Origin of the sequence: Sphingomonas sp. Leaf25 (assembly GCF_001421635.1) — a bacterium.
Lineage (GTDB): Bacteria > Pseudomonadota > Alphaproteobacteria > Sphingomonadales > Sphingomonadaceae > Sphingomonas.
In genome coordinates this window covers 155,999-170,263 of record NZ_LMKU01000023.1, presented here as the reverse complement: position 1 = coordinate 170,263, position 14,265 = coordinate 155,999, and the positions used below count along the sequence as shown (strand labels likewise).

Here is a 14,265-nt window from a genome sequence, read left to right as displayed (position 1 = left end):
CCGGGGCGACCCACGCCGCCCCGATGGCCCGCGCGCTTACGGCACCGTCACCGTCTGCACCGGCACGCCCTTCAACTCCGGGAGCGCATCCAGTTGCGGCTTCACGCTCGCCAGGTCGCCGACGACGACCAGCGTGAACTTGTCGAGCGGGAACGCCTGCGCGACCGACTGGCTGAACTGCGCGTCGGTGACGGCCATCGTCGCCGGCACATAGCGGTCGAGCCAGTCGGCGGGCAGGCCCAGCGCATCGCGCGTCGCCAGTTGCCCGATCAGCGACGAACTGTCCGAATTGCGCAGAACGAACAGCCCGGCGTTGTAGCTGCGCATCCCCGCCGCCTCTTCCGGGGACGGCGGCGTCGTCTGGAGCGTGCGGATTTCCTTGAACACTTCCTTCAACGACGCACCGGTGACGGCGGTGGTCACATCGGCGTCGAAGCTCCACTGGGCATCGCCCGGACGCTGCACCGTTCCCGATCCCGGCGAATAGGTATAGCCCTTGTCCTCGCGGATGTTGCGGGTGATCCGCGACGAGAAGCTGCCACCGAGCAGCGCGTTGCCGACACGCAGCGGAATGTCGCCCTCGCTCCCGGCCAGCGGCGCGCTCCACGCGAGGCGGATCGTCGACTGCGGTGCGCCCGGACGGTCGACCAGCACGACGCGCGGCCCCGCCGCTTGGCGGGGCACCAGCGACAGCCGCTCCGGCCCCTGCGCCCAGTCGCCGAACGCGCGGGCCACCGCCGCCTTCACCGCCGCCGCGTCGAACCGCCCGGCGACATAGAGATGCGCCCGGCGCGCGCCGAAATTGGCGGTATAAAACGCCTTCGCCTGTTCGAGCGTATAGCCGTTCAGTTGCGCGGTCGTCGGCAGGATGCGGCCATAGGGATGGTCGCCATAGGTCGCCCGCGCCAGCGCATAATCGGCCAGTACCCCTGCCTGTGCCAGCGACTGGGTGAGCGATCGCGCGCGGTTCGCCTTCACCCGCGCGAAATCGGCGGCGGGAAAGGTCGGGCGACGCGCGACGTCGCCGACCAGCGCGACGGCGGCGGGAGCGAATTCGCTCAGCGCGCCCATGTTGATCGCGGTGCCGGTCGCCGATACGCCGACGCCCAGATTGCCACCCATGCCGGCGGCGGCGGTGGCGAGCGCTGCGGAATCGCGGGTCCCCGCCCCTTCCTTCAACATGTCGCCCGCCAGATCGGCGAGCCACGGATCGCGCCCTTCGTCCAGATTGCCGGCGAACACGCGCAGCGACACCGCGACCTTGGGCGCGTTGCCATAGGGGATCAGCGTAACCTGCATGCCGTTGGACAGGGCATAGGTTTCGCTGGCCGGCACCTTGAAGGCTTTGGGCGCACCGATCGGCGGAGCGGGCAAGGCCGCCGGCGGGGTGGCCGTCTGGGCGGCGAGCGGGGCGGCGACGATCGCCAGCCCGGCGAGGAGGATCGAACGCTTCATCTCACTTGGCTCCCTTCGCGGCGGCGGCACCGGGGACGATGGTGTAGATCGACCGGTTGGTCGGCCGGAGATAGTCCTGCGCGGTCTTCTGGATCAGCGCGGGCGTCACCTTGGCGAAGCCGTCCTCGATCCGGTTCACCGCCTGCGGGTCGTTGTCGAACAGCGCATAGACCGCGAGCAGATCGATCAGGCCGACGCGCGTGCCGCCGTCGACCGACGAATACAGGTCGGAGCGCAGCTTGGTCCGCGCCCGGTCCAGCTCGGCTGCGCTCACCGGGGTGGTGCGCAGATTGTCGATCACCGGATCGATCGCGGCGCGAATCTGCGCGTCGCCGAACTGCGGGTCATGAGTGAAGTTGAACGCCCACAGCATCGGCCCGTTGTAATTGTACATGCTGCCCAGATACGCATTGATCCCGCCGCCCAGATCGCCGGTGATGCCGGTATCGGCCTTCAGCTTGCGCGCGAGGCGGCTGTCGTCGCCCTGCAGCAATAGCTGGTCGATCAACCCCATCGCATACCATTCGGGCGTGCCACGCGGTGGCATGTGGTATCCGACCGCGAACCCCGGCTTGGGGGCCAGCGCGTCGACGCGGGACCGGGTCTTTTCCGCCGTCTGGCGCGGTTCGGTGAGGTCGGGGAGCACCACCGGCGCGCCGCGTTGCAGCGGGCCGAAATATTTGCGGACCATCGCCTCGGCCTGCGCGTAATCGATGTCGCCCGCGACCACGAGGACGGCGTTGTTCGGGCGATAGAAGCTGGAGAAGAACTGCGTCGCGTCGGTGACAGTCGCCGCCTCGATCTCCTTCAGGTCGCCGTAGAAGTTGTGGCTATTGTGCCAGTTGGTGTTGGCCAGCATCGGCAGGTCGATCCACGGCCACGTGCCGTACGGCTGGTTGAGGACGTTGACCTTCACCTCGTTGCCGACCACGCCCTGCTGGTTCTTGAGCACCGCATCGTTGATGACCGGCCGCGCCATGCGGTCGGCCTCCAGCCACAGGATGCGTTCCAGCGCGTTCGACGGCGCGATCTCGAAATAATTGGTGAAGTCGAACCGGGTCGATCCGTTCAGAATGCCGCCGGCGTTGCTGATCGTGCTGACGAACACGCCCTTGGGCGCGTTCTGCGACCCCTGGAACATCAGGTGCTCGAACAGATGCGCGAAGCCGGTGCGCTCGCGCGGTTCGACGCGGAAACCGATGCCGTAATAGACGCCGACCGTGACCGTGGGCGCCAGCGTGTCGCGCGACAGCACGACCTTGAGGCCATTAGGCAGCGTGACATAGCGCATGTCGATCGCCAGCTTGGCCGGTGCCGCCGTGGTCGTCGCGCGTGGCTGCGCCAGCACACTCGCCGGCAGCGCGCACAATGCCGCCCCCAGCAGCATTGCCTTCATTCCTCGCATCATATCGTCCCCCTTGATCGTGGTTCAGTCGTCGGGTGCGTCCCCCACCCCATCCCCGGCCGCTTCGTGGACGAGGATGTCGCCGGGCTGGCAGTCGAGCACGCGGCAGATCGCGTCGAGCGTCGTGAAGCGGATCGCGCGCGCCTTGCCGGTTTTCAGGATCGAGAGGTTGGCGAGGGTGATGTCCACCGCCTGCGCCAGTTCGGTCAGCGTCATCCGCCGGGCCAGCAGCACCTCGTCGAGACGGACGAGTACCGCCATCAGACCGTGCCCTCAAGGTCTTCGCGCAGCGCCGCCCCTTCGGCGAACACGCGCGCGAGGATGAAGGCGACCAGCACCGACAGCCAGCCACCGATCGACAGCGTCGATCCGCCCGCCTCGATCCCCAGCCCGTCGAACCGCCGCACGATCAGCGCCAGCGGGAAATCGAGCAACTGGATCGCCAGCAGCGCCCACCCGATCAGCGCCACCCGCCGCGCATTGGGCGACGCGAACGTCTCGCCGATGCGCACCGTGCCCATCACCGCCGACAATCGCGAGAAGATGACATGCGCCGGCACCGCCGCGACGATGCCGAGCAGCAGCAGCCAGCGCACCCCGGCGATCACCGCGCCAGCGTTCGCGGCGGGATATTTGGCGGCGATCTTGGCGGCGAACGCGGCGTGCAGCGGCACGCTGGCGACCAGGGCGATGGCAAAGACGGCGGCGAAGACGATGTTGAGCACCAGCAGCACGCGCAGCACCAGCACCGTGAACCGCAATATCCGATCGCGCCGTGCCATGCCGCTCCCCCGGTCCGTTGCCGCGATGCTATCGCCTGCGTCGTTTGACGGCAAGCGCGTCAGCTCCGCCGCACCTCGCCGTGGAGCCGGGCCTCCAGCCGGTCGATCATCCGGTCGCCCTTGTCCATGAAGATCGGCGCGAGCTTGCCCGACGGCAGCGTCGGCCCGATCAGGAAGGCGGCGGTGGTGCGCGATGTGCGCCCGTCGCTCCAGCGATAGCGCGCGTCGATCGCCATCAGCGGCACGAAGAACGGCCGCTCGCGCGAGGTGACGACATGCAGCGCGCCCTTGGGCAACGCCATCGTCGCCTCCAGATGGCGGCGCTGTCCGGCGGGCAGCGCGAACGGGTCCAGCCCGCGCGGCTCGGTATTGCCGAAGAACGCGGCGAGCTGGTCGTCCTGGCGCGGATTGGCGGTGAGCAGCAGCGTGGCGATCCGCACTTCCTCGACGCCGATCGACGTCGGATTGCCGACCGTCAGGTCGAAATCGAGCAGCGCATTGTCGGCATCGGTCCCGACGCGCAGCGGCGCGAGCTGGAATTCGAGGAAGCCGCGCGGCGGCTCGGGCGCGACGGGCGCGGCAGGCACGACCGGAGCGGCCGGCACGGCGGGCGCGCGAACCGGTGCCGGAGCGATCGGAGCGATCGGTGCCGGGATCGGCGCGGGCGGCTCCGGCGCGGCGAGCGGCGGCACGACCGGTTGCGGCGCGACCGGTACGACATCCTCGACCGCTTCCACCCGTGGCCTGCGCCGCAGCCGCGTCGCGATCAGCGCGACCACGCCCGCCACCGCGATGCCGGCGAGAAACCACACCCACCACGGCATCGCCGCATCGGCGGACGCGGGAACGGGCGTAGCCGCCTCGGGCGTCGCGACAGGTTCGGGCGATGGGGTCGCGATGACCGCCGGTGCCTCGGTCGCCACCGGCGCGGGAGTCGTCTCGACCGGTGGTGCCACCGCCGGCACCGTGCGCGGCGTCGCGGTGGGCTGCGGCACCGGAGCCGCGCGCGGCGTGGGCGTCGCGGTCGCCCGCGGCGCGGGGACAGGACGCGCGACCGGCGTGGCCCGGACGACCGGCACGGCGCGCGGCGTCGGCGTCACGCGCGGCGTCGGGGTCGCCGTTGGAGTCGGCGTCGCCACCACCGGCGGGGTGATGTCATAGATCGGGATGTCGCCCGCGCCCGGCGGGGTCTGTTGTGCGGGCACGGCAAGCAGCGCGGCCGCCGCCGCGATCGTCGGATACAGGATCATGCCCGCCCTCAACCGGGGTTTTGGGGGCCACGTCACGCGCCGCGACGCCCGGTTGCGACGAAACGAGCGTTCGATACGTCGAACCGTTGGCGGCACCGACGCGGTTTGACTCCGCCCGATACGCAGCGTATAGGCCGGCTCTGCTTCAGGACCGGGAAAGAATGCGTCGTCGCGCGGGCGCATTGCAGGTATGGACCTTTAGCCATTGCAGGACGCCCGAAAAGCTGCGGCCCCACCCGGGGTGACGCGGCTTTCGTCGTCCGTTCCGCACGCCAGTCCGGCCGGCACCGGGCACCGAAATTGAACCAGTACGAGGCCAACCAACCCATGGCGACCAAGGCAAGCACGAGCGGCACGCACAAGCGCCGCATCCGCAAGGTGTTCGGCGACATCCACGAAGTGGTGCAGATGCCGAATCTGATCGAGGTGCAGCGCGAGAGCTACGAACAGTTCCTGCGCAGCGATCCGTCGATCGGCTATGTCTCGGGGCTGGAAAAGACGCTGCGGTCGGTGTTCCCGATCCGCGACTTCGCCGGCACCGCCGAGCTGGACTTCGTGACCTACGAACTGGAAAATCCCAAGTTCGACGTGGAAGAATGCCGTCAGCGCGGCATCACCTATGCAGCACCGATGCGCGTTACCCTCCGCCTGATCGTGTTCGAGGTGGACCAGGATACCGAGGCCCGGTCGGTCCTCGATATCAAGGAGCAGGACGTGTACATGGGCGACATGCCGCTCATGACCGAGAACGGCACCTTCTTCATCAACGGCACCGAGCGCGTGATCGTGTCGCAGATGCACCGCTCGCCGGGCGTGCTGTTCGATCACGATCGCGGCAAGACCCATGCGTCGGGCAAGTATCTGTTCGCCGCGCGTGTCATCCCGTATCGCGGCTCGTGGCTCGATTTCGAATTCGACGCCAAGGACATCGTCAACGTCCGCATTGACCGCAAGCGCAAGCTGCCGGTCACGTCGCTGCTCTATGCGCTGGGCATGACTGGCGAGGACATCCTCAACCACTTCTACAACCGCGTCACCTTCGTGCGCGGCGAAGGCGGGTGGCGCATTCCGTACGCGCCGGAAAACTGGCGTGGGCAGAAGCCGTCGTTCGACATCGTCGATGCGAACACCGGCGAGGTCGTGTTCCCGGCGGGCACCAAGATTTCGCCGCGCCTGGCGAACAAGGCGGGCAAGGACGGCCTCGCCGAACTGCTGATCCCGACCGAGGAAATCTTCGGCCGCTACAGCGCCTATGATCTCATCAACGAGACGACCGGCCAGATCTATATCGAGGCGGGCGACGAAGTGTCGGCCGAGAACCTCGAACTGCTCGACCAGGCAGGGATCGAGCGGATCGAACTGCTCGACATCGACCATGTCTCGACCGGCCCGTGGATCCGCAACACGCTGAACGTCGACAAGGCCGAGGAGCGCGAACAGGCGCTGTCGGACATCTATCGTGTGATGCGCCCTGGCGAGCCGCCGACGCTCGAAACCGCCGAATCGCTGTTCGCCGGCCTGTTCTTCGATCCCGAGCGCTATGACCTCTCGGCCGTCGGCCGCGTGAAGCTCAACATGCGCCTCGATCTCGACACCCCGGACACGGTGACGACGCTGCGCAGCGAGGACATCCTCGAAGTCGTCAAGACGCTGGTCAACCTGAAGGACGGCAAGGGCGAGGTCGACGACATCGACAACCTCGGCAACCGTCGTGTCCGCTCGGTCGGCGAGCTGCTCGAGAACCAGTATCGCGTCGGCCTGTTGCGCATGGAGCGCGCGGTCAAAGAGCGCATGTCGTCGGTCGACGTCTCGACGGTCATGCCGAACGACCTCATCAACGCGAAGCCCGCCGTCGCGGCGGTGCGCGAGTTCTTCGGCTCGTCGCAGCTCTCGCAGTTCATGGATCAGACCAATCCGCTGTCCGAAGTGACGCACAAGCGTCGCGTTTCGGCGCTCGGGCCGGGCGGTCTGACGCGCGAGCGCGCAGGCTTCGAAGTCCGCGACGTCCACCCGACGCACTATGGCCGTATCTGCCCGATCGAGACGCCGGAAGGCCCGAACATCGGTCTCATCAACAGCCTCGCGACGTTCAGCCGCGTCAACAAGTACGGCTTCATCGAAACCCCGTACCGTCGCATCGTCGACGGCAAGGTGACGAACGACGTCGTGTACCTGTCGGCGATGGAAGAGCAGAAGCACACCGTCGCGCAGGCGTCGGCGACGCTGAACGAGGACAGCAGCTTCGCCGAGGAACTGGTGTCGGCGCGTCAGGCCGGCGAATTCCTGATGGCGCTGCCGGAAAACGTCACGCTGATGGACGTCAGCCCCAAGCAGCTCGTCTCGGTCGCCGCATCGCTCATTCCGTTCCTGGAAAACGATGACGCCAACCGCGCGCTGATGGGCTCGAACATGCAGCGGCAGGCCGTGCCGCTGGTGAAGGCCGAAGCGCCGTTCGTCGGCACCGGCATGGAAGAGACGGTCGCGCGCGATTCGGGCGCGGCGATCTCGGCCAAGCGGGCGGGCGTGGTGGATCAGGTCGATGCCGCGCGCATCGTGATCCGCGCGACCGGCGAGGTCGATGCGGCCGAAAGCGGCGTCGACATCTACACGCTGATGAAGTTCCAGCGCTCGAACCAGTCGACCTGCATCAACCAGCGTCCGCTGGTGAAGGTGGGCGACGTGGTGAAGGCCGGCGAGGTCATCGCCGATGGTCCGTCGACCGAGTTCGGCGAGCTGGCGCTGGGCCGCAATGCGCTGGTCGCGTTCATGCCGTGGAACGGCTACAACTACGAGGATTCGATCCTCATCTCCGAACGGATCGTGAAGGACGACGTGTTCACGTCGATCCACATCGACGAGTTCGAGGTGATGGCGCGCGATACCAAGCTCGGGCCGGAAGACATCACCCGCGACATTCCGAACGTGGGTGAAGAGGCGCTGCGCAATCTCGACGAGGCGGGCATCGTCTACATCGGTGCCGAGGTCGAGCCGGGCGACATCCTCGCCGGCAAGATCACGCCGAAGGGCGAATCGCCGATGACGCCGGAGGAAAAGCTCCTCCGCGCGATCTTCGGTGAAAAGGCCAGCGACGTGCGCGACACCTCGCTGCGTCTCCCGCCGGGCGTGTCGGGTACGGTCGTCGACGTCCGCGTCTTCAACCGTCACGGCATCGACAAGGACGAGCGCGCGATGGCGATCGAGCGCGAGGAGATCGAGCGTCTGAAGAAGGACTCGGACGACGAGCGCGGCATCCTCAACCGTGCCACCTGGTCGCGTCTGCGCGAAATGCTCGAAGGGCAGACCGCGACGGCCGCGCCCAAGGGCGTCAAGAAGGGCGTGGTCATCGACCGCGACCTGCTCGACCAGATCGATCGTCACGAATGGTGGCGGTTCGCCGTCGCCGACGACGCGGCGCAGGGCAATCTCGAAGCGATCAAGGCGCAGTATGACGAGGCGGTGAAGCGCATCACCGACAAGTTCCACGATCGCCGCGAAAAGCTGGAGCGCGGTGACGAGCTGCCGCCGGGCGTGCTCAAGATGGTCAAGGTCTTCGTCGCGGTGAAGCGCAAGCTGCAGCCGGGCGACAAGATGGCCGGCCGTCACGGCAACAAGGGCGTCATCTCGCGCATCCTGCCGCAAGAGGACATGCCGTTCCTCGAGGACGGGACTCCGGTCGACCTCGTGCTCAACCCGCTGGGCGTGCCGTCGCGCATGAACGTCGGGCAGATCTTCGAGACGCATCTGGGCTGGGCGGCGCGCAACCTCGGCATGCAGGTCGCACGCTCGCTGCGCGACTGGCGCGAGGCGAACCCCGACGCGGTCGGCGGCGAAATGCCGGCGGCGGTCAAGGACCGGCTGAAGGAAATCTACGGCGATCACTATGCCGAGGATATCGACAGCCGTTCGAACGAGCAGCTCCACGAACTGGTGCAGAACATCAGCACGGGCGTGCCGATGGGCACCCCGGTGTTCGACGGCGCGCGCGAAAGCGACGTGTCGGACATGCTGGAACTCGCCGGGCTGCACAGCTCGGGCCAGTCGATCCTGTTCGACGGGCGCACCGGCGACCAGTTCGACCGGATGGTGACGGTCGGCATCATCTACATGCTGAAGCTGCACCACTTGGTCGACGACAAGATCCACGCGCGGTCGATCGGGCCGTACAGCCTCGTCACCCAGCAGCCGCTGGGCGGCAAGGCACAGTTCGGCGGCCAGCGCTTCGGGGAAATGGAAGTGTGGGCGCTCCAGGCGTACGGCGCCGCCTATACGCTCCAGGAAATGCTGACGGTGAAGTCCGACGACGTGGTCGGCCGCACCAAGGTCTATGAAGCGATCGTCAAGGGCGACGACACCTTCGAGGCCGGCATCCCCGAAAGCTTCAACGTGCTGGTCAAGGAAATGCGCTCGCTGGGCCTCAACATCGAGTTGAGCAGCCTGGAAGAGAAGGACGGCCTGGCCGAAGCGGCGGAGTAACCCTCCTACTCCCTCTCCCCTTCANGGGGGGGGGGGGGGGCCAGAATATCTGCCCCCTCCGCACTTCCCCTCTCCCAACCCTCTCCCCTGAAGGGGCGAGGGCTATGAGGTAAGATCATGAACGAACTGACCAATTTCGCGAACCCGGTGGCCAAGCCGGAAACCTTCGACCAGATCCAGATCGGCATCGCCTCGCCGGAGCGCATCCGCTCGTGGTCGTTCGGCGAGATCAAGAAGCCCGAGACGATCAACTATCGCACGTTCAAGCCCGAGCGTGACGGCCTGTTCTGCGCGCGCATCTTCGGTCCGATCAAGGATTACGAGTGCCTGTGCGGCAAGTACAAGCGCATGAAGTACAAGGGCATCGTCTGCGAAAAGTGCGGTGTCGAAGTCACCGTGTCGAAGGTCCGCCGTGAACGGATGGGCCATATCGAACTGGCCGCGCCCGTCGCGCACATCTGGTTCCTGAAATCGCTGCCGTCGCGCATCGGCCTGCTGCTCGACATGCAGTTGAAGCAGCTCGAGCGCGTGCTGTATTTCGAGAGCTACATCGTGATCGAGCCGGGCCTGACCGCGCTCGACAAATATCAGCTCCTGACCGAGGACGAACTGCTCGACGCGCAGGACCAGTATGGCGAGGACGCCTTCTCGGCCGGCATCGGCGCCGAAGCGGTCAAGCAGATGCTGATCGACCTCGACCTCGAAGGCGAGAAGCGCGACCTGCTCGAAGAGCTGGCCGTCACCAAGTCGGAACTGAAGCCCAAGAAGATCATCAAGCGGCTGAAGGTCGTCGAGAGCTTCCTCGAATCGGGCAACCGTCCCGAATGGATGATCCTCGACGTCGTGCCGGTCATTCCGCCCGAACTGCGCCCCCTCGTTCCCCTCGACGGTGGCCGCTTCGCCACGTCGGATCTGAACGATCTCTACCGCCGCGTCATCAACCGCAACAACCGGTTGAAGCGCCTGATGGAACTGCGCGCGCCGGACATCATCGTCCGCAACGAAAAGCGCATGTTGCAGGAAGCGGTCGACGCGCTGTTCGACAACGGCCGTCGCGGCCGCACGATCACCGGCGCCAACAAGCGTCCGCTGAAATCGCTGTCCGACATGCTCAAGGGCAAGCAGGGCCGCTTCCGCCAGAACCTTCTGGGCAAGCGCGTCGATTATTCGGGCCGTTCGGTCATCGTGACCGGCCCCGAACTCAAGCTGCACCAGTGCGGGCTGCCCAAGAAGATGGCGCTCGAACTGTTCAAGCCGTTCATCTACGCGCGCCTCGACGCCAAGGGCCTGAGCATGACGCTCAAGCAGGCGAAGAAGTGGGTCGAGAAGGAGCGCAAGGAAGTCTGGGACATCCTCGACGAAGTCATTCGCGAGCATCCCGTGATGCTGAACCGCGCGCCGACGCTTCACCGTCTGGGCATCCAGGCGTTCGAGCCCGTGCTGATCGAGGGCAAGGCGATCCAGCTTCACCCGCTGGTCTGCTCGGCGTTCAACGCCGACTTCGACGGCGACCAGATGGCCGTCCACGTTCCGCTGAGCCTCGAGGCACAGTTGGAAGCGCGCGTCCTGATGATGTCGACCAACAACATCCTGTCGCCCGCCAACGGCAAGCCGATCATCGTGCCGTCGCAGGACATGGTGCTCGGCCTCTATTATCTGTCGATGGAAAAGACGAACGAGCCGGGCGAAGGCATGCTGCTGGGCGACATGGCGGAGGTGCATCAGGCGCTCCACGCCGGTGCCGTCACGCTGCACACCCGCATCACCAGCCGCGTTCCGCAGACCGACGAGGCCGGCAACCAGTATCTCAAGCGCTATGAGACGACGCCGGGCCGCATGCTGCTGGGCGAAACCCTTCCCAAGTCGCACAAGGTCCCGTTCGAGACGGTCAACCGCCTGCTGACCAAGAAGGACGTCGGCGACGTCATCGACGAGGTGTATCGCCACACCGGCCAGAAGGAGACCGTGCTGTTCGCCGACGCGATCATGGCACTGGGCTTCCGTCATGCGTTCAAGGCCGGCATCTCGTTCGGCAAGGACGACATGCTGATCGCGCCGGACAAGGACAAGCTGGTCGACGAGACGCGCGACCAGGTGAAGGACTTCGAACAGCAGTATCAGGACGGCCTGATTACCCAGCAGGAGAAGTACAACAAGGTCATCGACGCATGGTCGCGCTGCGGCGATCAGGTGGCGACGTCGATGATGGACGAGATCAAGGCGGTCCGCCGCTTCGAGGACGGTCCCGACAAGGGCCGCGAGAAGCCGATCAACTCGATCTACATGATGGCCCACTCGGGTGCCCGTGGTTCGCAGGCGCAGATCAAGCAGCTCGCCGGCATGCGCGGCCTGATGGCCAAGCCGTCGGGCGAGATCATCGAAACGCCGATCATCTCGAACTTCAAGGAAGGTCTGACCGTCCTCGAATACTTCAACTCGACCCACGGTGCCCGCAAGGGTCTGGCCGACACCGCGCTCAAGACGGCGAACTCGGGCTATCTGACCCGCCGTCTGGTCGACGTGTCGCAGGACTGCGTCATCATCATGGAAGACTGCGGCACGCAGCGCGCGCTGGAAATGCGCTCGATCATCGAAGGCGGTGCCACCATCGCCTCGCTGGCCGAACGCATCCTCGGCCGCACCACCGCAGAGGACGTGACCGATCCCAAGACGGGTGAGGTCGTGTTCCCGACGGGCACGCTGCTCGACGAACCGATGGTCGCGCGGATCGAGGGCATGGGGCTTCAGGCGATGAAGATCCGCTCGCCGCTGGTCTGCGAAGCCAAGGTCGGTGTCTGCGGCACCTGCTACGGCCGCGACCTTGCACGCGGTACGCCGGTCAACATCGGCGAGGCGGTCGGCGTCATCGCGGCGCAGTCGATCGGCGAACCGGGTACGCAGCTTACCATGCGTACCTTCCACATCGGCGGTGCGGCGCAGCTCAACGAACAGTCGAACCTCGAAGCGCCGGTCGACGGCACGGTCGAATTCCGCGACCTGCGCCTGATCGAGGACCAGCGCGGCCGCCGCGTGGTGCTCAGCCGCTCGGGCGAGATCGCGATCGTCGACATGGACGGCCGCGACCTCTCGGTCCACCGCATCCCCTATGGTGCGTATGTGCTGTTCGACGATGGCCACATCGTCTCGCAGGGCGACCGCATGGCGGAGTGGGATCCGTTCACCGCACCGCTCATCACCGAAACCGGCGGTACGGTGAAGTTCATCGATCTGATCGAGAACAAGACCGTCACCGAGCGCGTCGACGAAGCGACCGGCATCGCCCAGCGCGAGATCATCGAATATCGCGTGACGACCAAGTCGAAGGAGGATCTGCGGCCGCGCATGACCCTGCTCGATGCGAACTCGGGCGAGGCCGCGCGCTATATGCTGGCACCCGGCGCGACCCTGTCGGTCGAGGACGGTGCGCAGGTGCAGGCGGGTGACGTTCTTGCCCGTGTCGCCCGCGAATCGGCCAAGACCCGCGACATCACCGGCGGTCTGCCGCGCGTCGCCGAGCTGTTCGAGGCGCGTATCCCGAAGGAGGCGGCGATCATCGCCAAGGTCTCGGGCCGCGTGATCTTCGGCAAGGATTACAAGGCGAAGCGCAAGATCGGCATCCAGCCCGAGGATGGCGGCGATGTCGTCGAATATCTGATCCCCAAGTCGAAGGTGATCGACGTTCAGGAAGGCGATTACGTCAAGCGTGGCGACAACCTGATCGGCGGTTCGCCGAACCCGCACGACATTCTGGAAACGCTCGGCATCGAGCCGCTGGCCGAATATCTCGTCAGCGAAATCCAGGGCGTCTATCGACTCCAGGGCGTGAAGATCAACGACAAGCACATCGAGACGATCGTCCGTCAGATGCTGCAGAAGGTCGAGATCACCGACGGCGGCGACACCACGTTGCTGGCGGGCGAACAGCTCGACCGCGACGAGATGGACGAGGCCAACGCCAAGCTGGAGCGCGGTCAGGCTCCGGCACAAGGCAAGCCGGTGCTGCTCGGCATCACCAAGGCCTCGCTCCAGACGCGCTCGTTCATCTCGGCCGCCTCATTCCAGGAAACGACCCGCGTCCTCACCGAAGCATCGGTGCAGGGCAAGATCGATAGCCTGAATGGGCTTAAGGAAAACGTGATCGTCGGCCGGCTCATCCCGGCGGGCACCGGTGCGGGCATGAACCGCCTGCGCGTGGCCGCCACGTCACGCGACGTGGCGCTGCGGGCGCAGCAAAAGGCGCTGGCCGGCTTCGTCGCGCCCCACTCGGCCAAGGAAGAGCACGCCGCCGAACTGGCACGCTCGGCCCGTGACGGTCAGGGCGCAGCCGATCCGCTGGCCGAGGTCGTGCCCTCGGGCACCGGCACCGACGCCGATGCGGGGGAGTATCTGAACGACTGATCGTTCGGGACAGCATGACGTGACAGGCCGCCGTCCGGGCAACCGGGCGGCGGCTTTGTTTGTGGGGGATACCCGCGCAAGCACTTTGATTACCGGCCTATGCTCGAAAACCGGCGGCTGTCCCGTACGCGCCTCCTCCGCGCCCTTCGCGCCTCCGCGTGACCCCAACCCGCGATCTACGTCAGGCGGCCCGGCTCGCGGGGATCGCCCGCACGCCCGGCAAGCGCGCGTTCGGACACAACCCTGTCCTACACGGCATCGACCGGCGCATACTCGCCCGATGCCCAGCCCTCACCGCACACAGATCGTCACCCCGGAACCGTTCCGGGGTCCACCGATCCACCAGCGTCATCGCCGGCCATGGTTGCGAACCAATCGCAACAAACGCGCGGTGAGTGTAAAGTTTGTAAACTTTGGGGGGAATTGGGCAAACACCGGATGCCGCTCAGGGCAAGGCTTCCGGTGTAGAACGGCGCTGCCCGCGCTGTCGGCCAGACCGGAT

General features: G+C 66.4%; 7 protein-coding genes. 2 read left to right on the top strand and 5 right to left on the bottom strand.

The window, feature by feature from the left end; translation table 11 throughout:
- Positions 1-36 precede the first annotated feature (36 nt).
- The 5 genes from ASE78_RS08630 to ASE78_RS08610 are packed head-to-tail and all read right to left on the bottom strand — an operon-like array spanning position 37 to position 4,892.
- Positions 37-1,455, bottom strand: a complete 1,419-nt coding sequence (locus ASE78_RS08630) for a M16 family metallopeptidase (protein WP_055761034.1) — start codon at positions 1,453-1,455, stop codon at positions 37-39.
- Position 1,456: 1 nt separating this feature from the next.
- Positions 1,457-2,863, bottom strand: coding sequence for a M16 family metallopeptidase (locus tag ASE78_RS08625; protein WP_056495771.1), 1,407 nt, complete (start codon positions 2,861-2,863; stop codon positions 1,457-1,459).
- Between the two features lie 21 nt (positions 2,864-2,884).
- Positions 2,885-3,121 (bottom strand): helix-turn-helix domain-containing protein, encoded by a 237-nt coding sequence (locus ASE78_RS08620; protein WP_056495768.1) that lies wholly within the window; start codon positions 3,119-3,121, stop codon positions 2,885-2,887.
- Positions 3,121-3,642: a DUF2975 domain-containing protein gene (locus ASE78_RS08615; protein ID WP_055761043.1), complete on the bottom strand. Its 522-nt coding sequence runs from the start codon at positions 3,640-3,642 to the stop codon at positions 3,121-3,123. The genes ASE78_RS08620 and ASE78_RS08615 overlap by 1 nt, the downstream gene beginning before the upstream one ends.
- Before the next feature lie 59 nt (positions 3,643-3,701).
- Complete coding sequence (locus ASE78_RS08610; RefSeq protein WP_056495765.1) at positions 3,702-4,892, bottom strand: hypothetical protein; 1,191 nt, start codon at positions 4,890-4,892, stop codon at positions 3,702-3,704.
- 327 nt (positions 4,893-5,219) lie between these two features.
- Here ASE78_RS08610 and rpoB point away from each other — a divergent pair, with 327 nt between their 5' ends.
- Together rpoB and rpoC are read left to right on the top strand one after the other, a co-directional pair.
- Positions 5,220-9,365: a DNA-directed RNA polymerase subunit beta gene (gene rpoB, locus ASE78_RS08605; RefSeq protein ID WP_055761562.1), complete on the top strand. Its 4,146-nt coding sequence runs from the start codon at positions 5,220-5,222 to the stop codon at positions 9,363-9,365.
- Between the two features lie 117 nt (positions 9,366-9,482).
- Positions 9,483-13,763, top strand: a complete 4,281-nt coding sequence (gene rpoC / locus ASE78_RS08600; protein ID WP_056495762.1) for a DNA-directed RNA polymerase subunit beta' — start codon at positions 9,483-9,485, stop codon at positions 13,761-13,763.
- Positions 13,764-14,265 lie beyond the last annotated feature (502 nt).

Coding starts and splice junctions, on each gene's coding strand:
- ASE78_RS08630 (WP_055761034.1), bottom strand. CDS start 1,455: ATGAAGCGTTCGATCCTCCTCGCCGGGCTGGCGATCGTCGCCGCCCCG.
- ASE78_RS08625 (WP_056495771.1), bottom strand. CDS start 2,863: ATGATGCGAGGAATGAAGGCAATGCTGCTGGGGGCGGCATTGTGCGCG.
- ASE78_RS08620 (WP_056495768.1), bottom strand. CDS start 3,121: ATGGCGGTACTCGTCCGTCTCGACGAGGTGCTGCTGGCCCGGCGGATG.
- ASE78_RS08615 (WP_055761043.1), bottom strand. CDS start 3,642: ATGGCACGGCGCGATCGGATATTGCGGTTCACGGTGCTGGTGCTGCGC.
- ASE78_RS08610 (WP_056495765.1), bottom strand. CDS start 4,892: ATGATCCTGTATCCGACGATCGCGGCGGCGGCCGCGCTGCTTGCCGTG.
- rpoB (WP_055761562.1), top strand. CDS start 5,220: ATGGCGACCAAGGCAAGCACGAGCGGCACGCACAAGCGCCGCATCCGC.
- rpoC (WP_056495762.1), top strand. CDS start 9,483: ATGAACGAACTGACCAATTTCGCGAACCCGGTGGCCAAGCCGGAAACC.